Source organism: Altererythrobacter xiamenensis (assembly GCF_900177715.1).
GTDB classification, from domain to species: Bacteria; Pseudomonadota; Alphaproteobacteria; order Sphingomonadales; family Sphingomonadaceae; genus Erythrobacter; species Erythrobacter xiamenensis.
This window is the reverse complement of sequence record NZ_FXWG01000003.1, coordinates 685,557-710,685: the sequence shown is the minus strand read 5'-3', so window position 1 is coordinate 710,685 and position 25,129 is coordinate 685,557. Positions and strand designations below refer to the sequence as shown.

Here is a 25,129-nt window from a genome sequence, read left to right as displayed (position 1 = left end):
CGACAAATCCCCGTGCTAAGGCCCCACCCAGATCATGGAAGACCAATCGACAATCGAATATGTGCGCTATCGCGTGAAGCGTGACAGCTCCCGGGCCCTCGCGTGGTTCCGCGACAATTGGCGCGAGCGCCGCCTGTTCCGCTGGGGCGCAGCGCTGGTGGGTGTGTCGCTGCTCGTCTGGATCATTGCGTGGGCGCTGCTTGCGCGAGGCTTGCCGGATGCTGAATCGCTGCTCGAATACGAGACACCGCTTCCGTCCGTCGTGCGCGGGATCGATGGCGAAATCGTCCATTCCTACGCTCGCGAACGGCGCGTGCAGCTGCAATATCGTGATTTTCCCGAGCAATTGATCGAAGCCTTCCTCGCGGTCGAGGATGAGACGTTCTTCAGCCATGGCGGGGTCGATCTGACCGGCACCGCAAATGCCGTGGTCGACTATGTCAGCAAGTTCGGTTCCGGCGAGCGCGCAGTTGGTGGCTCGACGATCACCCAACAGGTGGCAAAGAACCTCCTGTTGGGCGACGAGTATTCGGTCACGCGCAAGCTCAAGGAAATGATCCTCGCACGGCGTATCGAGGGTGTGCTCGACAAGCAGGAAATCCTCGAACTCTATCTCAACGAAATCCCACTGGGTCGCCGCAGCTTCGGTGTCCAGGCAGCTGCGCGTGCCTATTTCGACAAGGACGTCGCCGATCTCGACCTGCATGAGATGGCGTTCCTCTCCATCCTGCCCAAGGCGCCAGAGCGTTACGGCCGCAAGGCGAACGAGGCGCTGGCGATCGAGCGCCGCAATTTTGCGCTGCGCCAGATGGAAGACAATGGCTTCATCAACGAACAGCAGATGCGCGCTGCGCAGGCAAAGCCGCTTGGTCTCGTCACCCAGCGGCAGGAACGCTCGGCCGATGCCGGCTACTTTCTCGAAGAAGTGCGCCGCCAATTGATCGACCAGTTCGGCGAAACCGCGGAAGAAAGCCCCAATAGCGTCTACGCCGGCGGTCTGTGGGTTCGCACTTCGCTCGACACCGAACTGCAGGAAGCGGGACGCGAAGCCTTGCGCGCCGGCCTGCTCCGCTATCACGGCAACAGGGGCTGGACCGGCCCGATCGCCACGATCGACGTCAGCGAGGGGAACTGGGCGAGCCAGCTTGCCAGCTCCTATCTTGGTGTGCGCTACAAGGATTGGCGCGTTGGCGTCGTGACGCAGCGTTCCGGCTCAAGCGCGACGATCGGTTTTTCCAACGGTGACGAGGCACCGCTCAGCGGCCTTCCCGATGCGCTCAAGGTAGGCGATGTCATTGCCGTATCTCCAAGTGGTTCGGGTTACCGCGTGCGGACCATCCCCGAGGTCTCGGGAGGCTTCCTTGCCGAGTCCGTGCAAACCGGTCGCATCCTTGCGATGCAGGGCGGTTTCGATCATCGGCTGAGCGATTTCAATCGCGCCACGCAGGCGCAGCGGCAGCCCGGGTCGACCATCAAGCCCTTCGTTTACGCAACGGGTCTCGACAATGGCATGACCCCGGCCAGCGAAGTTCCCGACCAGACATTCTGCTATTACCAAGGTGCGAACCTGGGCGAAAAATGCTTCCGCAACTTTGGCGGCGGGGGAGGCGGCACGCACACCATGCGCTGGGGTCTCGAACAGTCTCGCAACCTCATGACCGTTCACGTCGCGATGGACGCCGGAATGCCCGCCGTAATCGAAACCTTCGAGAAGGTCGGCATCGGATCATACCAGCCCTATCCCGCCTTTGCGCTGGGCGCAGGCGATACAACGGTAGAGAAAATGGTGAATGCCTATGCTGCGCTAGCCAACCACGGCCGGCTGCATCAACCGACCGTCATCGATTATGTGCAGGATCGCCGGGGCAAGGTCATCTGGCGCGCCGACAAGCGTAAATGCGACGGCTGCAACATGCCGCAATGGGACGGCCAGCCGATGCCGCGCTTCGGCCCGATGGGCAAACAGGTGCTCGACCCCCGTACGGCCTATCAGGTCGTCCATATGCTCGAAGGCGTGGTAACCCGCGGAACCGCAACCCGTCTGCGCGATCTGGAATTGCCGCTGTTCGGCAAGACCGGTACGACTTCGGGTCCGACCAACGCATGGTTCGTGGGTGGCTCTCCCGAGATTGTCGCCGGTGTCTATGTCGGGCACGATCAGCCGCGCAATCTCGGCGGATGGGTGCAGGGCGGCAATACCGCCGCGCCGATTTTTAAGGAGTTCGTCCAGGCGACCAAGGATAAGTGGGCTGATGAGCCCGCCGTCGCGCCTCCGGGCGTGCGGATGGTCCGGATCGATCGCCTCTCCGGCAAGCGCGTGTTTGACGGAACGCCGAGCGATGATCCCCGGGCCTCGATCATATGGGAGGCATTCAAACCCGATACCGAGCCACCGCGCGCCACGCGTCAGGATGCGATTGCGGCAAAGCGAGAAGAAATCCTCGCTCTCATTCGGTCCGGCAGGCAGGGCGCAGGCGAGCAGCAGGTCGTCGTGACCGATGGCGATGGCGAACCCGCCGATTTCGTCGAAGATCAGGGCGGCATTTACTGACGCGCGCAATCCCGTGCGAAAGAGAGGTTGATATGAGCAGGACATTCAAGAGTATCGCGCTGGCACTGGCAGCATCCTCGATGTTTGCCGCACCCGCTTGGGCCGAGCTGCCCAAAGGAGCCAAGGCACCTGTCTTTTCGACGCAGGCGGCGCTCGCCGGGCAAAGCTTCGGCTTCAACCTGCGTACCGCGCTCGCGAAGGGGCCGGTCGTGCTCTATTTCTATCCCAAGGCTTTCACCAAGGGGTGCACGCTGGAGGCAAACGCCTTTGCCGAGGCAATGCCCGAGTTTCGCAAGGCGGGGGCAAGCGTTGTCGGCATGTCGAATGACGACATCGAAACGCTCAAGCGGTTCAGCCGCGAAGAATGCCGCGATGCCTTCGCAGTGGGCGTCGCCAATCCCAAGCTCATCGAGGCTTATGACGTGGCGCTTGTTCGTGACGGCAAGGACACCGGGGTCACCAGCCGAACAAGCTATGTCATCGCGCAAGATGGCCGGATCGTGATGGTCCATTCGGACATGGATTATCGCGATCATGTCTCCAAGACGCTGGCGGCGGTAAAGGCGCTGGCCGACTGAGCTATCCGCGGGACGATCGCCCTCGTTTCTTTACAATCGCATGCTGTCCGCTAAGCGGGCAGCGAAATTGACTGAAGGATAATTTATGCGTGCCGAAGGGCAGGCCCAGATTGATCGTATCGAAGCCGCACTTGCGCTGGTGCGCCAGTCGCTTGACTGGGAAGTGGCGCTGCGCCGCCTCGACGAGTTGAATGCGCGCGTGCAGGATCCAACTCTTTGGGACAATCCCAAGGAGGCACAGGCGGTCAGCCGTGAACAGAAACAGCTCGAAAGCGCGATCAACACCGTGAACGAGATTTCCGCCGAAATGGGCGATGCGATCGAGTTCGTGGAGATGGGCGAGGCTGAAGGCGAGGAAAGCGTTGTCGAGGATGGCCTCAAGAGCCTCGAAAGATTGGCCGAACGTGCCGATGCCGACAAGGTTCAGGCGCTGCTTTCCGGTGAGGCCGACGGCAATGACACCTATATCGAGATCCACGCAGGCGCAGGCGGGACCGAAAGCCAGGACTGGGCCGAAATGCTTTTCCGGATGTATGGCCGCTGGGCCGAGCGGAAAGGCTTCAAGGTCGAGACGGTCGAATACCAGGCCGGCGATCAGGCGGGGATCAAGTCGGCTACGCTGCTGGTCAAGGGCGAGAACGCCTACGGCTATGCCAAGACCGAAAGCGGTGTTCACCGCCTCGTCCGCATAAGCCCCTATGACAGCTCTGCGCGGCGACACACCAGTTTCAGCTCGGTCTGGGTCTATCCCGTAATCGATGACAACATCGAGATCGAGATCAACGAGAGCGACCTCAAGATCGATACCTACCGCGCTAGCGGCGCAGGCGGTCAGCACGTCAACACGACCGACAGTGCTGTGCGCATTACCCACCAGCCGACCGGCATCGTCGTTGCGAGCCAGAACGACCGCAGCCAGCACAAGAACCGCGCCACCGCCATGAACATGCTGAAGGCGCGACTGTTCGAGCGCGAGATGGCAGAGCGCGAGGCAGCAGCCTCGGGTGAGTACCAGGAAAAGAGCGATATTGGCTGGGGCCACCAGATCCGCAGCTATGTTCTCCAGCCCTATCAGATGGTGAAGGACCTCCGCACGGGCGTGACCTCGACCTCACCTGACAATGTGCTCGACGGCGCACTTGACGAGTTTATCGCGGCTTCGCTCGCCCAGCGCGTGACCGGCGAGAAGGTCGAGGTGGAGGACGTCGAATAGTGAGGGCGGCGGCAATCCTTGCTGTCCTGTTCGCGCTGAGCGCCTGTGAGCCGTCCGTGCCGGACATCGTCCGTTCCGACAGCGCATCGCGGTTTCCAATGCCGGACCGTCCGGTATCCGAAATAACCGCGAACCAGTTCCAGACCGAGGATGTGCGCGACAGCCGTGGCGAAGCGCAAAAGGTAATGGACCTCGCCGATATCAGTGCCGGCATGACCGTTGCCGATATCGGGGCGGGCGAAGGCTATTATACCGTTCGCCTGGCGGAGCGGGTGGGCGAGGGCGGTCGCGTCCTTGCTCAGGATATCGACCGGGATGCGCTGGGGCGGCTTGGCGAGAGGATCGAACGCGAGCGGTTCGATAATGTCTCGATCAAGCTCGGCAAGCCGGCCGATCCGCAATTGCCGGTCGACAGTTTCGACCGGATTTTCCTCGTTCACATGTATCACGAAGTGGCCGAACCCTATTCGTTCCTCTGGCATCTCTGGCCCGCGCTGACGCAGGGTGGACAGGTAATCGTTGTCGACACGGATCGGCCCACCGATCAGCATGGAATTCCGCCGCTTCTGCTAACTTGCGAGTTCAAGGCCGTCGGCTACCGACTGGTCGAGTTCGTCGAGAAACCGGACATCCGCGGCTATTTCGCGCGGTTCGAACGCGCGGATGAAAGACCGGAGCCGGAACAAATCGAAGCCTGCGCCCTTCAGGGGTGATACCTCCGGGCGCATGTCCACAAGCGTGCGCCAGTTTTTCCTACGCTTCGGGCGATCAGTCAGCTAGGGCGGGGCCGATATTCAGCCGCAGCCACCGGAGCGCGGCAGTTAAGGGAGCTTTTCATTGTTCAAGGGACTTCAGCCGATCAACTATGGCGGCCGTGAGGTATGGCCGATAGTAGAAGGCGGCAAGGGCGTATCGGCGACCAATCACATGAGTTCGGGTGCATGGGCCGCTGCAGGCGGCATCGGCACAGTCAGTGCGGTCAACGCCGACAGCTATGACGAAGACGGCAATCCGATCCCGCAGGTCTATCCGCAGGCAACCCGCAAGGAGCGGTTCGAGCAGCTCGTACGCTATGGCATCGAAGGCGGGACCGAACAGGTCAAGCGCGCTCATGAGATTGCCAATGGCCAGGGCGCCATCAACATCAATGTGCTGTGGGAAATGGGCGGCGCGCAGCAGGTTCTCGAAGGCATTCTCGAGAATTGCCCCGGCCTCGTCACAGGCGTTACCTGCGGTGCGGGCATGCCTTACAAGCTCGCCGAGATCGCCGCGCGCTACAACGTCAACTATCTCCCAATCATCAGCTCGGCGCGCGCTTTCCGCGCGCTGTGGAAGCGCAGCTATTCGAAGGTGCCTGACCTGATGGCGGCGGTGGTCTATGAGGACCCCTGGCTTGCAGGCGGTCACAATGGCCTCTCCAATGCAGAGGATCCGACCAAGCCCGAAGATCCCTATCCGCGCGTCAAGGCGCTGCGCGAAACCATGCGCAACGAGGGCGTTTCGGAAGATACCGCCATCGTCATGGCAGGCGGTGTCTGGTTCCTGCGCGAATGGAACGACTGGATCGACAATCCCGAGCTTGGCAAGATCGCTTTCCAGTTCGGTACGCGGCCTCTGCTGACGAAGGAGAGCCCGATCCCGCAGGTCTGGAAGGACATGCTGCGGACGGTCGAGCCGGGCGATGTGCTGCTGCACAAGTTCTCGCCGACCGGGTTCTACTCGTCAGCTGTGAAAACGCCGTTCCTCTACGACCTTATGCACCGCTCGGAGCGCCAGATCCCGATCTTCAAGCGTGACGAGGAGGAGGGCACGATCCCACTCTCCGATCACGGCAAGGCGAAGTATTTCTGGGTCCATCCCGGCGACCAGCGCAAGGCTCAGTCGTGGATGCAGGAAGGCTTCACCGAAGCGCTCAAGACGCCTGACAATACGGTCGTATTCACCACGCCCGAAAGCGCCGAGCAGATCCGCGCGGACCAGCAGGGTTGCATGGGCTGCCTGTCGCACTGCCAGTTCTCAAGCTGGAAGGATCATGACGACCACACCACCGGTCGCCTCGCCGATCCGCGCAGCTTCTGCATCCAGAAGACACTGCAGGACATCGCCCATGGCGGTGATCCGGATGACAACCTCGCTTTCGCCGGTCATGCCGCATACCGCTTCAAGCAGGACCCGTTCTACTCGAACAATTTCACCCCGACGGTGAAGGAACTGGTCGAGCGTATCCTGACCGGCGACTGATCACCCGCAACGTGCGAACGCGGGCCGGGCTCAATCGAACTCCCAGCCGCGTTCGCCGTGGCTGGTGATGTCGAGGCCTTCGCGTTCCGCATCGCTCGAAACACGCATCGGAAACACGAGGCTTACCATCAGCGCGATGATCGCGCTCGCAATCGCGCTCCAGATCGCGACGATGACGACCGAGATCGCCTGGCCGCCAAGCTGGCTGCCCATTCCCATGCCCTCGGCGTAACCGGTGCCGCCAAACTCCGGCGCGAGGAAGATGCCGAGCAGCAAGGTGCCGAGGATTCCTCCGACGCCGTGGACCGCGAAGACATCGAGCGAGTCGTCGATATTCATGCGGTGCTTCACGAGCTGGATCGCGCCGTAGCAGATCACACCGGCCAGAATGCCGAAGAGAATTGCCGCGCCGGGGGAGATAAAGCCTGCCGCAGGAGTGACGGTGGCAAGGCCGGCAATTGCGCCTGTTGCCCAGCCGATACCTGTCGGCTTCCCGATCATGAACTTCTCGACCAGCAGCCAGGTCAGCGCTGCCGCACTTGCTGCGACATGGGTGTTGATTATCGCGGTCGAAGCATCGTCGGTCGCGGCGAAAGCAGAGCCGCCGTTGAAGCCGAACCAGCCGACCCACAGCATCGCCGCACCCATCATGGTGAGCGTTGGCGCATGCGGCAGCAGCGGTTTTTCGGGGAAACCTTCCCTGCGGCCGAGCAGCAGGGCGATGACCAGTGCCGAGACACCCGCAGTCGTATGGACCACGATGCCGCCAGCGAAATCGAGCACGCCGAATTGTTGCGCCATCCAGCCGCCGCCCCAGATCCAATGCGCGACAGGTGCGTAAACGATAAGGCCCCACAGCGCGCAAAAGCCGATTACCCAGCCGAACCGTGCCCGCTCCACCCAGGCGCCGACCATCAGGGCGGGGGTAATCACGGCGAAGGTCATCTGAAACAGGCCGAAAGTGCTTTCCGGCATGGTCGTGCCTTCGCGCAGCGCGCCCATCTCGATCATCATCCATGCATTGCCTGCACCGAGCCATCCATTGGTCAACCCGCCGAAGGCGAGCGTGTAGCCGACCACGATCCAGAGTACCGAGGCGACCGCAGCGATGGCTCCGCATTGCAGCACGACGGACAGCACGTTCTTCGTGCGGACCAGCCCGCCGTAAAACAGCGCCAGGCCAGGGAGCGTCATCATCAGGACGAGCGCCGAGGAAGTGAGGATCCAGGCGGTATCGCCGCTGTCGCTTACCGCCACCTGCACTGTGTCTTGTGCGCTAGCCGCAGTCGCGATCGTCAACAGCGCGCCAAACCCGGCGATCCATCTTGCAAGCACGTGTCTTCCCCCACCCCGTTATAATGGTTGAAGGCCATTGGACAGAATCTGAGGCTGGCACAAGTGTCCGCGCAAGGATCGTGCGGAAATTCGTCTCCGAGGCTTAAACCAGCCCTTCGAGAACCTGGTCGGGTGGTCTGTGGCCGTCCATCCAGAAACGGATGTTGGCAATGACCTTCTCGCCCGAAGCTTCGCGTCCCTCTGCCGTCGCACTGCCGATATGAGGCAAGGTCATGACGTTGGGATGTTCGAGCAGGCGCTTGTCCACGTTCGGCTCGTCTGGATAGACGTCGAGCCCCGCTCCGACGAGATGGCCACTGGCTAGAGCCTCGATCAATGCTTCCTGATCGATCAATTCGCCGCGCGCGGTGTTGATGATGCACGAACCCCGTTTCATCAGCCCGATCCGACGGGAATCGATCATGCCGCGCGTTTGTTCGGTCAAAGGACAATGGAGGGAAACGATGTCCGCTTGCCCGAGCAAATCTTCCAGGCTGTCCACATGACGCGCGCCGAACATCTGCTCGAGCGCTTCTGGCAGGGGCTTGCGATTGTGATAAATGATCTCCAGCCCGAAGGCCTTCGCACGGTGTGCAACGGCTTGTCCGATCCGGCCCATCCCGATGATGCCGAGGACCTTGCCACCCAGCTTGCGCCCCAGCAGGCCAGAGGGTGCCCATCCGGTCCATTCTCCGCGACGCACCAACGCCACGCCTTCGCGAACACGGCGCGGGACGCCGATCACCATCTCCATCGCGATGTCGGCGGTGTCATCGGTAAAAACACCGGGGGTGTTGGTGACCATGATCTTGCGCCGAGCGGCGGCGGTGAGATCGATATGTTCGGTGCCCGCTCCAAAGCTTGCGATCAGCTTGAGCTTGTCTCCGGCCGCCTCGATCATATCGGCATCGATCGTGTCGGTAACGGTCGGGACCAGCACGTCGGCAGACTGCATCGCCGCGATCAATTCTTCGCGAGACATCGGCGCATCATCGGTGTTGAGGGTCGTGTCGAAGAGCTCGCACATGCGTAGCTCGACCGATGGCATGAGATGGCGCGTGACGATTACCTTGGGTTTGCCGTCGATCGGTTTTCTCGAATGCGCTTCGTGGCCTGCCATTTCTGCGGGCTAGGACGGGTAGGGCGGGGCGGTCAAGCTATCTGTCACGTGTCTTGAAGGAATTGCCGTGGGCAAGTAACTGCATGGCGATGTATCGCTTCCTCATGCTCCTTGTCGCCGGCCTTTGCGCCATGGCCAGCCTTCCTGCGCATGGGCAGGACCGCGATGTGCCTTACTGGGCCTCGATCCGGGCAGATGTACTGAACATGCGTGTCGGGCCGAGCCAGGACTATCGCATAGAGTGGGTCTATAAGCGCAAGGGACTGCCGCTCAGGGTCATCCGTCGCGTCGAGGCCTGGCGGTTCGTCGAAGACCCCGATGGCGCGCAAGGCTGGGTCAGCGCAAGCCTGTTGAGCCCGGAACGTTCGGCCATCATCATCGGTGATGGATTGGCGGCGATTCGCGCCGAACCCGATCCGGGATCCAAGCTCAAATGGAATGCGGAACCGGGTGTGGTGGGCTATCTCGGAAAATGCGAGAACGGCTTCTGCCAGTTCAACACCGATGGACACAAGGGATGGGTACAGGCCGACCGCTTGTGGGGCGCGGGCGAGCCTTGATCCCTAAACAAAGACGGACGGCCAAACTGGCCGCCCGCTTTGATATTAAAGGCTGCTTATTCCGCCGCGACTTCTTCAACCGCTGCTGCTGCAGGTCTGACGGTAACCGGATCGCCTTCGTCGGGGGTTGCCGTAAATGACCCGTCTTCGGCAGGCTCGCTTTCGGTAAAGCACATCGCCTCAACGCCTTCTGTCGTAGGCGTGAAGCAGGTCTTCCCGTCGACAACGGCCCAGCTGCCTTCCGCAACGACATTCCCCTCGGCATCGCTGTCCGTATAGGTGCCGTCCTCGTTGATCACGGTGGTCATCACCGTGCCATCGGCTGCGGTTGCCTCGTAGGTGCCGGGAGCCGAACCGTTAGCAACGGTGACCGCTTCGGGTGCTTCGGTGACAGTTTCCTCGACGACTGGCTCTTCAGCCGGCTCAGACTGGCAGGCAGCCAGTGCCGCAATGGAGGCAATCGCAATCAGCTTCTTCATCGCATTTCCCCTCTTCAATGCGACCCGTTCCGCTGTGCCATAGCTGGCGCGAAGCGGACATTTTCAGCTTTCGCAGGCCGATTGTCGAGGGATTTTTGCACGCAGCCCCTTGGCCGGGGCATTCCGGAAATTGCTAGGTCAGTTCGACCGCAACTGCAGTCGCTTCGCCGCCGCCGATGCAGAGGCTGGCGACACCCTTTGTCTTGCCCTGTTCCTTCAGCGCGTTGAGCAGGGTCACGATGATGCGGGTGCCGCTCGCGCCGATCGGGTGGCCGAGCGCAGTACCGCCTCCGTTAACGTTGATCTTCTCGTGCGGGATGCCGATGTCGCGCATGGCGAACATCGCGACGCAGGCGAAAGCCTCGTTGACTTCCCAGAGATCGACCTCGTCCTTGTCCCAGCCCGCGCGCTCGAGGACTTTCTCGATTGCGCCGATGGGGGCGGTGGTGAACTTTGCCGGCTCGTGGGCGTGGGCTGCCATCGCGACAATCTTTGCCACCGGCTCCTTGCCCTCTGCCTTCGCCACGCTTTCGCGGGTCAGCACGAGTGCCGCCGCGCCGTCGGAGATCGAGCTCGAAGTAGCGGCCGTAATCGTGCCGTCCTTGGCGAAAGCCGGCCGAAGCGTCGGGATCTTGTCCGGACGGCCACGACCGGGCTGCTCGTCATGCTCGACGGTGACATCGCCCTTGCGACTGGAGATAGTAACCGGAACGACTTCGCCCGCGAAAGCGCCGCTTTCGATAGCGGCATTGGCGCGGCGCAGCGATTCGATGGAGTATTCGTCCATTTCCTCGCGCGTCATCTGATATTCGTCGGCCGTTTCCTGCGCGAAGGTACCCATGGCGCGACCTTCTTCGTAGGCATCTTCCAGCCCGTCCAAGAACATGTGGTCGTAGGCCGTATCGTGGCCGATCCGCGCGCCCGAACGATGCTTCTTCAGGAGGTACGGCGCATTGGTCATGCTCTCCATCCCACCCGAGATAACGTAGTCGATCGTGCCGGAGGCGAGGGCTTCGGCGCCCATGATGACGGTCTGCATTCCGCTGCCGCAGACCTTGTTGACCGTGGTGGCCTGAACCGACTTGGGCAGACCTGCCTTGATTGCAGCCTGGCGGGCAGGGGCCTGACCGAGGCCGGCGGGTAGAACGCAGCCCATGTAGATCCGGTCGAATTTGTCGCCGCTCACACCGGCCCGCTCGACAGCGGCCTTCACCGCAGTTGCGCCGAGTTCGGTCGCCGAAGCGTCGGCCAGTGCGCCCTGCATGCCACCCATGGGGGTGCGGGCATAAGACAGGATGACGATCGGATCGGCTTGGGAGAACTGCGGCATGGGGCTATTCCTGCTTGAGTTATGAGTTTGTGCGGCAAGGCTCTAATGCTGCAATGCGGCAAACGCAATCGGTTCGCCGCGTTACGGCCTCGGCCGTGAGGTATGGCCTTGTCACAGCGCCGCGCATGGGCAAGAACCATCGCAAATTGAAACCAAAAAGAGAGGAAGTCCCCGTGGCAAACGACAAACGTGCAGAGATGGAGCGAATCCTCAAGCTGCAACGCGACACCTTCACCGACCAGCGGCCCGAGCCGATGTCGAAGCGCAAGGACCGGATCAAGCGCGCCATCGCGCTGCTCAGCGATCACGGCGAGGATCTTGCCAAGACGATGAGCGCTGATTTCGGCAATCGCAGCATGCAGCAGTCGATGATTACCGACATCGCCTCCACCGTGGGGGCGGGCAAGGATGCGCTCAAGCGGATGGACAAGTGGGCGAGGACCGAAAAGCGCAAGGTGCAGTTTCCTCTCGGCCTGCTCGGCGCGAAGGCCGAGCTACGCTATGAGCCCAAGGGTGTGATTGGCATCCTGTCGCCGTGGAACTTTCCGGTGAATCTCGCTTTCGGGCCGCTGATGCAGGTCTTCGCTGCGGGCAACCGCGCGATGATCAAGCCGTCCGAGTTCACCGAGAAAACAAGCCTGCTGATGAAGAATCTCGTCGATCAATACTTCACGCCCGACGAACTGGCAGTGATTACCGGTGGCCCGGAAGTCGCCGCTGCCTTCTCCTCGCTGCCGTTCGACCATCTCGTGTTCACGGGTTCGACCGCAACGGGGAGGCGCGTCATGGAGGCAGCTTCTGCGAACCTCGTGCCCGTAACGCTCGAACTGGGCGGCAAGAGCCCCGTTTTCATGGGCCGCAGCGCCGACTTCGCCAAGGCTGGCGAGCGTATCGCCCTAGGCAAGATGATGAACGCGGGCCAGATCTGTCTTGCGCCCGATTACATGTATGTGCCCGCCGACAAGGAGGACGAAGCGATCGCCGGCGTCACCCAGGGCGTCGCCAATATGTATCCGACATTGCTCGACAATGACGACTACGCCTCGGTCGTCAGCGACCGCCATTTCGAGCGGCTCCACGGTCTCGTGGAAGATGCGCGCGAGAAGGGTGCGGAGGTCATCGAGGTCAATCCCGGCGGCGAGGACTTCGCGAACGCCAACCAGCGCAAGATGCCGCTCAACATCATTCGCGGGGCGACCGATGACATGAAGGTAATGCAGGAGGAAATCTTCGGGCCTGTCCTGCCGGTCAAGACCTACAAGCAGATCGACGAAGCGATCGACTATGTGAACCGGAACGACCGTCCGCTCGGCCTTTATTATTTCGGTGAGGACAAGGGCGAGCAGGAGCAGGTGCTGACCCGCACGATTTCCGGCGGCGTGACCACCAATGACGTGATCTTCCACGTATCGATGGAAGACCTGCCGTTCGGCGGGGTCGGGCCGTCGGGCATCGGTTCCTATCATGCGGTCGAAGGCTTCCGCGAGTTCAGCCATGCGCGCTCGGTCTATCACCAGCCCAAGATCGACATCGCCAAGCTAGGCGGGTTCAAGCCGCCCTATGGCAAGGCGACGGACAAGGCGATTGCGACCATGATGAAGTGATGAGAGGTCTTGCAAGGCCTTTCATCGCAGGTTTTGCGCTTGCGCTATCGGCACCGGTAGTCGCGAAGGACGCCGAAGAGGCAACCTCTGTCGCCGCTTGGCGTGCGGTCGATGCCGAGACCGGGAAAATTGGCGATGTCGAAGGGCTCGAACAGCTCGCACGCGATTTTCCCGATAGCGGCAGCGTACGGCTTCGTATGCTTCAGCCGCTTATCGATGCAGGCGAGATCGACAAGGTGCTCGAGACGCTCGAGTGGCTCTATGACCGCGGCTACGTCTTCAGCGACGTGGCGCAAACCCAGATCGAGAAGCTGGTCGGCTCGGTCGCGCCGGGCAGGGTGGCCGAGCGTCTGCGCGCAGAAGCCGAAGTCATCGCGGCAAGCGAGGTTATCGATTTTGTCATCTCCGATGCGCGGCTTGTGGAAAGCGTTCTGCACGATCCGATCGACGACCGGCTGATCGTAAGCAGCGTGATCGACAAGGCCGTCTTCGGGCACAAATGGACTGAGACTTGGGAAGGCTATCGACCCAGAAACGCTTCGAACATCAGCGGAATCGGACTTTCGCAGCCCGATGGCCAGGTGATCTGGATGGCTTCCGGGCGGATCGATGGCTCCGATGCGGAGGATGAATTCCACGGATTGATCGGGCTTGGCCGTGTGGGACTCCAAGAGTTTCGTATCCCGACACCGGACAACGCTTCAATTTCTGACATCACCGTCGCGGATGATGGAAGAATATATGCCAGCGACCCGCTCGGCGGCGGAGTATACCGAGCCAGTCCTGATGCGATCGAAATGGAACAACTTGTCGCGCCCGGCACATTCCGTTCGCCTCAGGGGCTCGCCACCAGCGCCGATGGAACGAAGCTATACGTCTCCGACTATCGCTACGGAATTGCCATTGTCGATCTCGCCACCCGCAAAGTCTCGCGGCTCGCCAGCGACCTTCCGCTGATCCTCGACGGGGTCGACGGCATGTGGCGGTACAAGAACGAGCTCATCGCGGTACAGAACGGAACCAGTCCGATGCGCATCGCGGCATTCGAATTGTCGGAGGATGGCATGCGCGTCGTCGGCCATCGCATTCTCGAACAATCCAATCCGGAATGGACCGAACCGCTGTCGGGCAGCATCGACGGCGATGCACTGATTTACATCGGTAATGGCCAGTGGGACCGATATGTCGATGGCGAACTGGCCCAGGGCAAGGAGGCACTTTCCACCCAGATCAGGCGACTTCCCCTCGATTGAGCGGCTTGTGTCGCTCTTTGTGCAACATAACCGACAGGGAATACACGATTCGCGCCCTTGCGAAGCGTGGGCGAGGGGCCTAGAGGCACGGCAGTTTTAGCCCCTAGGATTCCCGCGTGGTCGATCTCAGCCAATATCTTCCAATTCTGATCTTCCTCTTCATCGCGCTCGCGCTGTCGAGCCTCTTCGTGTTCCTGCCGATGGGTGTTTCCTACCTCACCGGCACGCACAATCCCGATGCCGAGAAGCTCAGCGAATATGAGTGCGGGTTTCCCGCGTTCGAAGATTCGCGCAGCCAGTTCGACGTGCGGTTCTACCTCGTCGCGATCAGTTTCATCATCTTCGATCTGGAAGCGGCGTTCCTGTTTCCTTGGGCAGTCAGCCTCGACGAGACCGGATGGGTTGGCTGGGGCGCGATGATGACGTTCCTGGGGATCCTCGCCATCGGTCTCGCCTATGAATGGAAGAAGGGAGCTCTGGACTGGGAATGAGCATCAACCCTGACAAAGACCCAGCTTTCGCCGGCGAAACCGCACTCAATCCCGCGCTCGACGGGCAGCGGATGCGTGATGCCGCCGTACCGACCGCGAAGGGCGGCGAAGTCCGCCAGCCTGACGCGGACTACTTCAACGCGCTGCAGACCGAGGTGAATGACAAGGGTTTCCTCGTCACTTCGACCGAGGAGCTGTTCCAGTGGGCGCGCACCGGCAGCCTGTGGTGGATGACCTTCGGTCTTGCATGCTGCGCGGTCGAGATGATCCACGTGAACATGCCGCGCTACGACATGGAGCGGTTTGGCGTTGCCCCGCGCGCCTCGCCGCGCCAGTCGGACGTGATGATCGTTGCGGGGACGCTCTGCAACAAGATGGCGCCTGCGCTGCGCAAGGTCTACGACCAGATGTCGGACCCGAAATACGTCATCTCGATGGGCAGCTGCGCCAACGGCGGCGGCTATTACCACTATAGCTACTCGGTCGTTCGCGGCTGCGACCGGATTGTCCCGGTCGATATCTACATCCCCGGCTGTCCTCCGACTGCAGAAGCACTCCTTTATGGCGTGATGCAGCTGCAGCGGAAGATCCGCCGCGAAGGGACGATTGCGCGCTGATATGGCTGTTGTTCACTCCGCTCCGAAATTCGCCTCGAACGAAGGTGTTCGCGAAACGCTGGTAAAGGCGCTTGGCGATCATGTCGTCACGTCCAAGGAAGAGCACGGCGAGATCGTCATCACGGTCAAGCGTGACGCGATCGAAGTTGTGCTGCGCACTCTCCGCGACGAGCATGATTACCAGCAGCTGATGGAAATCGCCGGGGTCGACTATCCGTCGCGCGCCGAGCGTTTCGAAGTCGTCTACATGCTGCTTTCGGTGACCAAGAACCACCGTGTAATGGTGAAGGTCTCGACCGACGAAGCGACGCCGGTGCCGACGGTGACCACGCTGTGGCCCAATGCGGGTTGGCTCGAACGCGAAGTGTTCGACATGTATGGCGTGCTGTTCGCAGGCAATAACGACCTGCGCCGAATCCTGACCGATTACGGTTTCGAGGGGCATCCGTTCCGCAAGGATTTCCCGCTCACCGGCTATACCGAGCTGCGCTATTCCGAAGAGGAAAAGCGCGTCGTTTACGAACCGGTCGAGTTGGCCCAGGACCTTCGCCAGTTCGACTTCCTGTCGCCATGGGAGGGCATGACACCGCCGCTTCCGGGTGACGAGAAGGCCGAAATTCCGCCGGTGGATGAACCGCAAACGACCGGAAGCCCCGCGCAGACCGGCGCTGGCGCCAAGGCCGATGAAAAGGCTGCCGAGGACACTCCGGCCGATCCGCCCGCAATGGATGAGAAGGACGAGAAGGAGGACGACGCATGAGCCACGGCATGCAGCTCGAAGAGTCGCCCACCACCGGCGACGACGTCATCACCAACTACACGATCAACTTCGGGCCCCAGCACCCTGCGGCACACGGCGTGCTGCGCATGGTGATGGAGCTTGACGGCGAGGTCATCGAACGGATCGACCCGCACGTCGGCCTGCTCCACCGCGGCACCGAAAAGCTGATCGAGCACAAGACCTATCTGCAGGCGCTGCCCTATTTCGACCGCCTCGACTACTGCTCGCCGCTCTGCATGGAGCACAGCTATGTCCTCGCGATCGAGAAGCTGCTCAATCTCGAAGTTCCCGAGCGTGCCCAATACCTCCGCGTGCTGTTCGCCGAGCTGACGCGCATCTGCAACCACATGCTCAACATCGGCGCCCACGTGATGGACGTCGGCGCGATGACGCCGAACCTCTGGGTGTTCGAACTGCGCGAAGACTGCATGAACTTCTTCGAACGGGCTTCCGGCGCGCGTATGCACGCGGCCTGGTATCGCCCTGGCGGTGTCCATCAGGACGTGCCCGAGAAGCTGCTGGTCGATATCGGAGAATGGGTCGATACGCGCCTGCCGGAGCTGTTCGGCGACGCGATGAGCCTCGTGCTCGACAACCGCATCTTCAAGCAGCGCAATGTCGATATCGCGGTGGTGAACCGCGAAGATGCGATCAAGTGGGGCTTCTCCGGCCCAATGATCCGCGCTGCCGGTATCCCGTGGGATTTGCGCAAGTCGCAGCCTTATGACGTTTACGACCGGATGGAGTTCGACATTCCCGTCGGCACCAATTCGGACTGCTACGACCGCTTCGTGGTGCGCGTGAAGGAAGTTTACGAAAGCGCCAAGATCATCAAGCAGTGCATCGCGCAAATGCCGCAAGGGCCGGTTGCCAGCACGGCCAATAAGGTTTCGCCGCCTAGCCGCGGGAAGATGAAGCAGTCGATGGAAGCGCTGATCCATCACTTCAAGCTCTATACCGAGGGCTTCCACGTGCCCGCGGGCGAAGTTTACGTCGCAACCGAAAGCCCCAAGGGTGAGTTCGGCGTCTATCTCGTGAGCGACGGCACCAACAAGCCCTATCGCTGCAAGATCCGCCCGACGGCCTTTTCGCATCTTCAGGCAATGGATTTCATGAGCAAGGGCCACATGCTGCCAGACGCGACCGCCATTCTCGGCGCGATCGACGTCGTCTTCGGGGAGTGTGACCGGTGACGCGTATGACAGATATGCAATTTCGGCGGTACTATGCTGCGCTTAGCTTGCTGTCGCTTGGCATCCTTGCGGTTCTTATGCTGATCGGAACGGAACTTTTCGACGCGCTAAGGTTTGCGGGTGGATTTCTTGCTCTGACTGGATTCGTCCTTTTCGGATTCGGTCTTTGGTCTCGCCGCTACCGTGCCAGTGAGAATAGCAATGGCTGACCGTACACCTGCACCCGATACGCCCGAGCTGCGCGAGCGCTGGGGCAATTTCGCTTTCACCGAGGCCAACAAGGCTGCGGCGGACAAGCACATCGCGAAGTATCCCGAGGGTCGTCAGAAGTCTGCGGTGATGCCGCTGCTCGACCTTGCCCAGCGCCAGGTCGGTGAGGAAACGGATACGCAAGGCTGGCTGCCTCTGCCGGTAATCGAATATGTCGCCGCCTATCTCGACATGCCGGTGATCCGCGTTCTCGAAGTCGCGACCTTCTACTTCATGTACAACATGAAGCCGGTCGGGAAATATCACGTGCAGGTCTGCGGCACTACGCCCTGCATGCTACGCGGTTCGGACGGACTGTTCGAAACCTGCAAGAAGCGCGGGATGGAGAAGGGCCATGTGTCGGAAGATGGCCTCTGGACCCTTACCGAGGTTGAGTGCATGGGCAATTGCGCGACCGCGCCGATGGTCCAGATCAATGACGACAACTACGAAGATTTGACGCCCGAGCGACTCGACGCCGTGCTCGATGCGCTGGCCAAGGGGGAAAGCCCCAAGACCGGAACGCAAGAGCCCGGCCGCCATACGTCGGAGCCGAAGGATGGCCCGACCACGCTCAAGGAAATGGTCGAAGCCAACCACGATTATCGGGGTGACTGGTAATGGTCGGCGTTTTCGCTCTTGCTGTTGCAGGCCTCGGTCTGTTCCTCGCCGGCGTTGCCTTTGCCGGAGGTGGCGATCGCGGTCTCGGCATCGCGCTGATGATCGGCGGACTGATGGGGCAGGCGCTTGCGCTCAAGCAATTGCGTGCTCTCAGAAATAATGCGCCGTCGCGGGACGAACTCGCCGGTGCCGGCCAAGGCGAGCGGGGGGATCTATGATCAACCTCGTTTCCTTGCGCAGGCATGCTCGCCAGATCATGATGGTCGGCAGTCTCGGCATCCTCGCCGGGGCCGGAATCATGGTGCATGGCGAGATGAACTTTGGCGACGGCGTACTGATCGCCGGGATCGTGCTGTTCATCATCGGCGTGATCCTGCTCGCCCAGACGCCGACCGGTGACACGGACATGGATGACTATCTCGATGGGAACCCTGAGTGATGCTCGCTGACAAGGACCGCATCTTCACCAATGTCTATGGCTTCCAGGATTGGGGGCTGAAGGCTGCGCAGCAACGCGGTGACTGGGACAATACCAAGGCGCTGATCGAGAAGGGTCAGGACACCATTATCGAGGAGATCAAGGCCTCGGGATTGCGCGGACGGGGCGGGGCGGGCTTCCCCACCGGCCTCAAGTGGTCGTTCATGCCCAAGGAAAGCGCCGACGGGCGTCCCAGCTTCCTCGTTATCAATGCCGACGAATCCGAACCCGGTTCCTGCAAGGATCGCGAGATCATCCGTCATGATCCGCACAAGCTGGTCGAAGGCGCGCTGGTCGCAGGCTTCGCCATGCGCGCGCGGGCGGCCTATATCTACATTCGCGGCGAGTACATCCGCGAGGCCGAAACGCTGCAGGCGGCGATCGACGAGGCGTATGACGCGGGTCTGATCGGCAAGAATGCAAGCGGCTCGGGTTACGACTTCGACGTGTTCATGCACCGCGGTGCGGGCGCTTACATCTGCGGCGAAGAGACCGCGATGATCGAAAGCCTCGAAGGCAAGAAGGGCCAGCCGCGCCTCAAGCCGCCGTTTCCGGCAGGTGCAGGCCTCTACGGCTGCCCCACAACGGTCAACAATGTCGAAAGCATCGCGGTCGTACCGACGATCCTGCGGCGCGGCGCTTCGTGGTTCGCGAGCTTTGGCCGCGAGAACAACCACGGGACCAAGCTCTTCCAGATCTCCGGCCATGTCGAACAGCCCTGCGTGGTCGAGGAAGCGATGAGCATCCCCTTCCGCGAACTGATCGAGAAGCATTGCGGCGGCGTCACCGGCGGATGGGACAATCTCCTCGCCGTGATCCCGGGTGGTTCGTCTGTCCCACTGGTCCCTGCCAAGGAAATCATGGACGCGCCGATGGATTTCGACGGGCTCAAGGAAGTCGGCTCGGGCCTCGGTACTGCAGCGGTTATCGTGATGGACAAGTCGACCGACATCGTCCGCGCGATTTCGCGTCTCAGCTATTTCTACAAGCACGAGAGCTGCGGCCAGTGCACGCCCTGTCGCGAAGGCACGGGCTGGATGTGGCGCGTGATGGAGCGCCTGCGCACCGGCGACGCCGCGATCGAAGAGATCGACATGCTGTACCAGGTCACCAAGCAGGTCGAAGGCCACACGATCTGCGCGCTCGGCGATGCGGCAGCCTGGCCGATCCAGGGCCTGCTTCGCCACTTCCGCCCGGAGCTGGAGCGCCGGATCGAAGAACACAACGCGAAATTCGCGGAGGCTGCGGAGTGATGCTTGGCAAATATCTTGCCGGCTTTTCTGTGTTGGTCTTGGCCGCAACCAGCGTCTCTGCGCAGTGGACCGGCACGCGTCTCGGCGGCAATATCCGCAAGACCGACAGCGTCGAACTGATGCAATTGACGGTCGAGTGCATCGCCGAACGTGGTCCAGCTTATGCGGCCAAAGTCCTTGAAACCGTTCCGGGTTCGGATGCAGAATTCCGACTTATTAGAAAGAATGCGGGCGACATTGAAGTTTGCATGGGCGGTTCAGATACGCCCGTTGGCGGAATAAAGATGACCTTTACGCAAAGACCATTCAGGCGTGCGCTCGCTGCCGAAATGGTGAAGTTGCAGCTGGCTCGAGAAATCGATCTTTCTCAGATTGCTGCACCGGATCCCTGGTATCTGGTTTCGCTTGGCGGACTACCGGAAGGAGAACGTTCCGACGCGGCATATTTGGCCTACATGGAGTTCGGAGATTGTGTGTTCCTCAAGAGTCCGCAGGCAACGATCGATTATTTAAGGACCGAACAAGACAGCAAGGAGGAGGGTATGGCGATCCAGAAGCTTATGCCAGCCTTGTCACCATGTGTCGCTGCCGGTCAGGAGCTCGAACTTTCCCACAAGGCGTTGCAGATCGCGTTGAACGAGCCCGTTTATCATCGCCTACGGCGTATGGAACCTGAAAGCTGAATTATGCCTAAAGTCACCGTAGACGGACAGGAAATCGACGCCCCCGATGGCGCAACGGTTCTTCAGGCCTGCGAAATGGCCGGCAAGGAGATTCCGCGCTTCTGCTATCATGAGCGGCTGAGCATCGCCGGCAACTGCCGCATGTGCCTGGTCGAAGTGAAGCCCGGGCCGCCCAAGCCACAAGCGAGCTGCGCGCTGCCAGCGACCGAGGGGCAGGAAATCCGCACCGACACCGAAATGGTGAAGACCGCGCGCGAAGGGGTGATGGAGTTTCTCCTCATCAACCACCCGCTCGATTGCCCGATCTGCGACCAGGGCGGTGAATGCGACCTGCAGGACCAGGCGGTGGCCTATGGCCGCGGCGGTTCGCGCTATGAGGAAAACAAGCGCGCCGTCACCGAGAAATACATGGGCCCGCTGATCAAGACGATCATGACCCGCTGCATCCACTGTACCCGCTGCGTGCGTTTCTCCGAAGAGATCGCAGGCGTGGACGAAATCGGCGCACTCTATCGCGGCGAGGACATGCAGATCACGACCTATCTCGAGCATGCTGCCGAGCATGAATTGAGCGCCAATGTGATCGATCTCTGCCCGGTCGGTGCGCTGACTTCGCGCCCCTATGCGTTCGAGGCTCGCCCCTGGGAGCTGAAGCGCACGCTCAGCATCGATGTCTCCGACGCGATCGGTGCGAATATCCGTCTCGACAGCCGTGGCCGCGAAGTCATGCGCGCGCTCCCGCGCGTCAATGACGAGGTCAACGAGGAATGGATCAGCGACAAGGCGCGCTACCAGGTTGACGGGCTATCCAAACGCCGTCTCGACAAGGTCTACATGCGCAAGCGCGGCAAGCTGACTGAATCGAGCTGGGAAGAGGCGTTCAAGGCGATCGCCAAGCAGCTCAAATCGGACAAGAAATCCATCGCGGCTGTAGCCGGCGACATGCTCGATTGTGAGACGATGTTCGCGGCGAAGTCGCTCCTCAAGGCCTGCGGTTCGACGCTGATCGAAGGCCGTCAGACCGGCATGGATTACGACGTGTCGAACCTCGCCGCCGTCAATTTCAACTCGACGCTTGCCGGTATCGAGGAAGCCGAAGCGATCCTGATCGTCGGCAGCCACATCCGCTGGGAAGCGCCGCTCTTGAACGTTCGCCTGCGCAAGGCGGTGAAGCGCGGTGCCAAGGTCTTCGTAGTCGGTCCCGAGTGGGAAACGACTTTCCCGGCGACCTTCCTCGGCAGCGACCTTGGTGTACTCAACGATCTGCCTTCGGAAGTGACCGAAACTTTCGGGAATGCCGATCGCAGCGCGGTGATCGTTGGTGGCGGCGCGCTCAAGGGTGCGCATGGCAAGGCGCTTGCGTTGGCGCAGGGTTGGGGCGCTGATTTCAACGTACTGCATTTCTCGGCTGCGCGCATGGGCGGGCTGATGCTCGGCTTCGCGCAGAAGGGCGGCATGGCCGACATCGCCAAGGCATCGCCCAAGGTGCTGCTGGCGCTTGGCGCGGACGAGATGGATTTCGAACCCTACGCGGACAGCCTCAAGGTCTATATCGGCCATCACGGCGACAAGGGCGCGCATGCGGCAGATATCATCCTTCCGGCGGCCAGCTATGCTGAAAAGGACGGGACTTACGTCAACACTGAAGGTCGCGTGCAATTCGCCGAAAAGGCCGTATTTGCGCCGGGTGACGCGCGGGAAGACTGGACGATCCTGCGCGCGCTCGCCGATGCGCTGAAGGTCGAGGTCGGCTTCGACAGCTTCGGCGAGTTGCAGGACGCGATGATCGCAGAAGTGCCCGCATTGGGCGAAGAAGGGCTAGCGGATTACGGCGACCTTCCGAAAGCCGACGCGAATGCCAAAGCGGAAGGCGTCATGGAAAGCTATCCGATCAAGGATTTCTACCTGACCAACCCGATCGCCCGCGCCAGCGCGGTGATGCAGCAGTGTTCGGCAGAACTCCTCCACGGCGATGAGCTGAAGGAGGCTGCGGAATGACCGAGTTCTTCCAATCCCTCGGCATGTCCTACGAATGGGCGTGGTTCATCGCCACGATCAGCGGTATCCTGCTGATCGCACTGCCGCTCATGCTCGCAGTTGCGATGGTCATCTATGTCGATCGCAAGGTCTGGGCGGCAATCAACCTGCGCCGCGGTCCGAACGTGGTCGGTCCCTTCGGCATCCTGCAAAGTTTCGCCGACGGTTTGAAGGTGTTCCTCCAGGAAACCATCATCCCGACCGCTTCCAACAAGGGCATTTTCCTCCTCGCACCGATCATCACCTTCACCGTGGCGCTCGCCGCCTGGGCGGTGGTGCCGTTCGATGCAGGCGTGGTGCTGGCGGATATCAATGTCGGCCTGCTCTACATCCTCGCGATCAGCTCGCTGTCGGTTTACGGCGTGGTGATGAGCGGTTGGGCGTCGAATTCCAAATACCCGTTCTTCTCGGCCATGCGCGCCGCCGCTCAGATGATCAGCTATGAAGTCTCGATTGGCTTCATCCTCGTTTGCGTCGTGCTGTGGGCAGGTACCTTCAACCTGACCGAGATCGTCGAAGGCCAGCGGGGCCACGGATTCGGGATCATCAACGGATATTATTTCAACCTGCTGCTGTTCCCGATGTGGGTGGTGTTCTTCATCTCCAGCCTCGCAGAAACGGCACGCGTTCCGTTCGACCTGACCGAGGCGGAGTCCGAACTCGTCGCGGGTTACCAGACCGAATACAGCTCGATGAGCTTCGCGCTCTTCTGGTTGGGTGAGTATGCCAACATCCTGCTGATGTGTTCGCTCAACACGATCCTGTTCTTCGGTGGCTGGCTGCCGCCGATCGACTGGGCACCGCTTTACGCCGTGCCGGGAATCATCTGGTTCCTGCTCAAGACGTTCTTCTTCTTCTTGATGTTCAGCTGGGTCATGGCGACAGTTCCGCGCTACCGCTACGATCAGCTGATGCGCCTTGGCTGGAAGGTATTCCTGCCGATGAGCCTTATCTTCGTCGCCGTCATTTCCGGCTACCTCATGGCAACTGGACACTACGGATGAGCACCGTCTCTCACCTCATCAAGTCATTCACCCTCTGGGAGTTCGTGAAGGCGCATGCCCTCACGCTGAAGTACTTCTTCAAGCCCAAGGTGACGATCAACTATCCGTTCGAAAAGAACCCGCTGTCGCCGCGTTTCCGCGGGGAGCATGCGCTGCGTCGCTATCCCAATGGCGAGGAACGCTGCATCGCCTGCAAGCTGTGCGAGGCGATCTGCCCGGCGCAGGCGATCACGATCGAGAGCGAACCGCGCGATGACGGCAGCCGCCGCACCACGCGATACGACATCGATATGACGAAGTGCATCTACTGCGGCTTCTGCCAGGAAGCCTGCCCGGTCGATGCCATCGTCGAGGGTCCGAATTTCGAATACGCGACCGAAACTCGCGAAGAACTGCTTTACGACAAGGCGAAATTGCTGGCCAACGGGGACAAGTGGGAGCGGGCGATTGCCGCGAACCTTGAAGCCGACGCGCCCTATCGCTAGGCGGCGCCGGAACTGGAAACGGGGTTCATGATTCAGACACTCGCCTTTTACCTGTTCGCTGCCCTCGTGCTGGCAAGCGCGGTCATGGTCATCATGGCCCGCAACCCGGTGCACAGCGTGCTGTGGCTCATCCTCGCATTCTTTAACGGTGCGGGCCTCATGGTGCTCGTCGGCGCAGAGTTCATTGCGATGCTGCTGGTGATCGTTTACGTCGGCGCGGTCGCTGTGCTGTTCCTGTTCGTGGTGATGATGCTCGACATCGATTTCGCCGAAATGCGGGCGGGTTTCATCAAGAACTTCCCGCTCGGCATCGCGATCGCGGTGATCCTGTTCGTCGAACTGTTCGTCGGCCTTGCCGCATACAATGCAGGCGGGCTGGAACTCGCAACGGCTGACGGGGCATCTGCCACGCCGATGGGTGAAAGCAATATCGAGGCGGTCGGCGCGCTGCTCTATAGTCGCTACGTCCTGCTGTTCGAAGTTGCCGGTATCATCCTGCTCGTCGCGATGATCGGGGCCATCGTCCTTACCCATCGCCAGCGTCCGGAGGGGACCCGCAGCAGCCAGGATATCGGCAAGCAGAACCGCCGCCGTCCGGAAGATGCGACCGTCATGAAACAGCCCGAAGTGGGCAAGGGAGTCGAGCTATGATGGAATCAGGCATCGGCATCGAGCACTATGTCACGGTCAGCGCGGCGCTGTTCGTGCTGGGCGTGCTCGGCATTTTCCTCAACCGTAAGAACGTGATCGTGATCCTCATGGCGATCGAGCTGATTCTGCTTGCGGTGAATATCAATCTCGTCGGCTTCAGCGCCTTCATGAACGATCTCGTAGGCCAGATTTTTGCGATGATGGTCCTGACCGTCGCCGCGGCAGAAGCCGCCATCGGCCTGGCGATCCTGGTGATCTACTTCCGCAACCGCGGCACCATCGCGGTCGACGATGCGAACCAGATGAAGGGATAAGCTGAAAA

At 61.1% G+C, this 25,129-nt stretch carries 26 protein-coding genes; 22 read left to right on the top strand and 4 right to left on the bottom strand.

Annotation, left to right across the window (positions count from 1 at the left end; translation table 11 throughout):
• Positions 1-34: 34 nt before the first annotated feature.
• The 5 genes from CCE89_RS14040 to CCE89_RS14020 all read left to right on the top strand — a co-directional run bounded on the left by CCE89_RS14040 (position 35) and on the right by CCE89_RS14020 (position 6,583).
• On the top strand, positions 35-2,551 hold the full coding sequence (locus CCE89_RS14040; RefSeq protein ID WP_086438663.1) for a penicillin-binding protein 1A: 2,517 nt from the start codon (positions 35-37) through the stop codon (positions 2,549-2,551).
• 32 nt (positions 2,552-2,583) lie between these two features.
• Complete coding sequence (locus tag CCE89_RS14035; protein ID WP_086438662.1) at positions 2,584-3,129, top strand: peroxiredoxin; 546 nt, start codon at positions 2,584-2,586, stop codon at positions 3,127-3,129.
• A gap of 85 nt (positions 3,130-3,214) precedes the next feature.
• Positions 3,215-4,342 carry a peptide chain release factor 2 gene (prfB, locus tag CCE89_RS14030; protein ID WP_086438661.1) on the top strand — a complete coding sequence of 376 codons (1,128 nt, stop codon included), beginning with the start codon at positions 3,215-3,217 and terminating at the stop codon, positions 4,340-4,342.
• Positions 4,339-5,055 (top strand): class I SAM-dependent methyltransferase, encoded by a 717-nt coding sequence (locus CCE89_RS14025; protein ID WP_234990116.1) that lies wholly within the window; start codon positions 4,339-4,341, stop codon positions 5,053-5,055. The genes prfB and CCE89_RS14025 overlap by 4 nt, the downstream gene beginning before the upstream one ends.
• Before the next feature lie 124 nt (positions 5,056-5,179).
• Positions 5,180-6,583: an NAD(P)H-dependent flavin oxidoreductase gene (locus tag CCE89_RS14020; protein ID WP_086438660.1), complete on the top strand. Its 1,404-nt coding sequence runs from the start codon at positions 5,180-5,182 to the stop codon at positions 6,581-6,583.
• Between the two features lie 30 nt (positions 6,584-6,613).
• Here the strand turns inward: CCE89_RS14020 and CCE89_RS14015 are convergent, their stop codons facing one another.
• Together CCE89_RS14015 and CCE89_RS14010 are read right to left on the bottom strand one after the other, a co-directional pair.
• Positions 6,614-7,882, bottom strand: coding sequence for an ammonium transporter (locus CCE89_RS14015; protein WP_234990095.1), 1,269 nt, complete (start codon positions 7,880-7,882; stop codon positions 6,614-6,616).
• A gap of 139 nt (positions 7,883-8,021) precedes the next feature.
• Positions 8,022-9,038 (bottom strand): 2-hydroxyacid dehydrogenase, encoded by a 1,017-nt coding sequence (locus tag CCE89_RS14010; protein WP_086438659.1) that lies wholly within the window; start codon positions 9,036-9,038, stop codon positions 8,022-8,024.
• An 83-nt stretch (positions 9,039-9,121) separates the two neighbouring features.
• On the opposite strand from CCE89_RS14010, the gene CCE89_RS14005 reads away from it, so the two are divergent.
• Positions 9,122-9,598 carry an SH3 domain-containing protein gene (locus CCE89_RS14005; protein ID WP_086438658.1) on the top strand — a complete coding sequence of 159 codons (477 nt, stop codon included), beginning with the start codon at positions 9,122-9,124 and terminating at the stop codon, positions 9,596-9,598.
• Between the two features lie 56 nt (positions 9,599-9,654).
• Here CCE89_RS14005 and CCE89_RS14000 read toward each other — a convergent pair whose 3' ends face one another.
• Both CCE89_RS14000 and CCE89_RS13995 read right to left on the bottom strand, forming a co-directional pair.
• The gene (locus CCE89_RS14000; protein ID WP_086438657.1) at positions 9,655-10,077 is read right to left on the bottom strand and encodes a hypothetical protein; all 423 of its coding nucleotides are present in this window, start codon (positions 10,075-10,077) and stop codon (positions 9,655-9,657) included.
• A 133-nt stretch (positions 10,078-10,210) separates the two neighbouring features.
• Positions 10,211-11,407 (bottom strand): thiolase family protein, encoded by a 1,197-nt coding sequence (locus tag CCE89_RS13995; protein ID WP_086438656.1) that lies wholly within the window; start codon positions 11,405-11,407, stop codon positions 10,211-10,213.
• Positions 11,408-11,580: 173 nt separating this feature from the next.
• Here CCE89_RS13995 and CCE89_RS13990 point away from each other — a divergent pair, with 173 nt between their 5' ends.
• The 16 genes from CCE89_RS13990 to nuoK all read left to right on the top strand — a co-directional run bounded on the left by CCE89_RS13990 (position 11,581) and on the right by nuoK (position 25,121).
• A complete protein-coding gene (locus CCE89_RS13990) occupies positions 11,581-13,011 on the top strand; it encodes a coniferyl aldehyde dehydrogenase (protein ID WP_407640407.1) in 1,431 nt (476 codons plus the stop codon).
• On the top strand, positions 13,011-14,264 hold the full coding sequence (locus CCE89_RS13985; protein WP_086438654.1) for an SMP-30/gluconolactonase/LRE family protein: 1,254 nt from the start codon (positions 13,011-13,013) through the stop codon (positions 14,262-14,264). Before CCE89_RS13990 ends, CCE89_RS13985 begins: the two co-directional genes overlap by 1 nt.
• 116 nt (positions 14,265-14,380) lie before the next feature.
• Complete coding sequence (locus CCE89_RS13980) at positions 14,381-14,755, top strand: NADH-quinone oxidoreductase subunit A (protein ID WP_086438653.1); 375 nt, start codon at positions 14,381-14,383, stop codon at positions 14,753-14,755.
• A gap of 71 nt (positions 14,756-14,826) precedes the next feature.
• Positions 14,827-15,372: a NuoB/complex I 20 kDa subunit family protein gene (locus tag CCE89_RS13975; protein ID WP_086438829.1), complete on the top strand. Its 546-nt coding sequence runs from the start codon at positions 14,827-14,829 to the stop codon at positions 15,370-15,372.
• Position 15,373: 1 nt separating this feature from the next.
• The gene (locus CCE89_RS13970; protein WP_086438652.1) at positions 15,374-16,132 is read left to right on the top strand and encodes an NADH-quinone oxidoreductase subunit C; all 759 of its coding nucleotides are present in this window, start codon (positions 15,374-15,376) and stop codon (positions 16,130-16,132) included.
• On the top strand, positions 16,129-17,346 hold the full coding sequence (locus CCE89_RS13965) for an NADH-quinone oxidoreductase subunit D (protein ID WP_200810357.1): 1,218 nt from the start codon (positions 16,129-16,131) through the stop codon (positions 17,344-17,346). The genes CCE89_RS13970 and CCE89_RS13965 overlap by 4 nt, the downstream gene beginning before the upstream one ends.
• A 201-nt stretch (positions 17,347-17,547) precedes the next feature.
• Positions 17,548-18,216 (top strand): NADH-quinone oxidoreductase subunit NuoE, encoded by a 669-nt coding sequence (nuoE, locus tag CCE89_RS13960; RefSeq protein WP_086438651.1) that lies wholly within the window; start codon positions 17,548-17,550, stop codon positions 18,214-18,216.
• Positions 18,216-18,434: a hypothetical protein gene (locus CCE89_RS13955; RefSeq protein WP_086438650.1), complete on the top strand. Its 219-nt coding sequence runs from the start codon at positions 18,216-18,218 to the stop codon at positions 18,432-18,434. Before nuoE ends, CCE89_RS13955 begins: the two co-directional genes overlap by 1 nt.
• The gene (locus tag CCE89_RS13950; RefSeq protein ID WP_086438649.1) at positions 18,431-18,655 is read left to right on the top strand and encodes a hypothetical protein; all 225 of its coding nucleotides are present in this window, start codon (positions 18,431-18,433) and stop codon (positions 18,653-18,655) included. Before CCE89_RS13955 ends, CCE89_RS13950 begins: the two co-directional genes overlap by 4 nt.
• Positions 18,655-19,947, top strand: a complete 1,293-nt coding sequence (gene nuoF / locus CCE89_RS13945) for an NADH-quinone oxidoreductase subunit NuoF (protein ID WP_086438648.1) — start codon at positions 18,655-18,657, stop codon at positions 19,945-19,947. The genes CCE89_RS13950 and nuoF overlap by 1 nt, the downstream gene beginning before the upstream one ends.
• On the top strand, positions 19,947-20,630 hold the full coding sequence (locus CCE89_RS13940; RefSeq protein ID WP_086438647.1) for a hypothetical protein: 684 nt from the start codon (positions 19,947-19,949) through the stop codon (positions 20,628-20,630). Before nuoF ends, CCE89_RS13940 begins: the two co-directional genes overlap by 1 nt.
• A gap of 3 nt (positions 20,631-20,633) precedes the next feature.
• Entirely contained in the window at positions 20,634-22,628 is a 1,995-nt protein-coding gene (nuoG, locus tag CCE89_RS13935; protein WP_086438646.1) for an NADH-quinone oxidoreductase subunit NuoG, read from the top strand.
• Positions 22,625-23,671, top strand: a complete 1,047-nt coding sequence (gene nuoH / locus CCE89_RS13930) for an NADH-quinone oxidoreductase subunit NuoH (protein WP_086438645.1) — start codon at positions 22,625-22,627, stop codon at positions 23,669-23,671. The genes nuoG and nuoH overlap by 4 nt, the downstream gene beginning before the upstream one ends.
• The gene (nuoI, locus tag CCE89_RS13925; RefSeq protein WP_086438644.1) at positions 23,668-24,156 is read left to right on the top strand and encodes an NADH-quinone oxidoreductase subunit NuoI; all 489 of its coding nucleotides are present in this window, start codon (positions 23,668-23,670) and stop codon (positions 24,154-24,156) included. Before nuoH ends, nuoI begins: the two co-directional genes overlap by 4 nt.
• A 27-nt stretch (positions 24,157-24,183) precedes the next feature.
• Positions 24,184-24,807: an NADH-quinone oxidoreductase subunit J gene (locus CCE89_RS13920; protein ID WP_086438643.1), complete on the top strand. Its 624-nt coding sequence runs from the start codon at positions 24,184-24,186 to the stop codon at positions 24,805-24,807.
• Positions 24,807-25,121, top strand: a complete 315-nt coding sequence (gene nuoK / locus CCE89_RS13915) for an NADH-quinone oxidoreductase subunit NuoK (RefSeq protein WP_086438642.1) — start codon at positions 24,807-24,809, stop codon at positions 25,119-25,121. The genes CCE89_RS13920 and nuoK overlap by 1 nt, the downstream gene beginning before the upstream one ends.
• Positions 25,122-25,129: the final 8 nt, after the last annotated feature.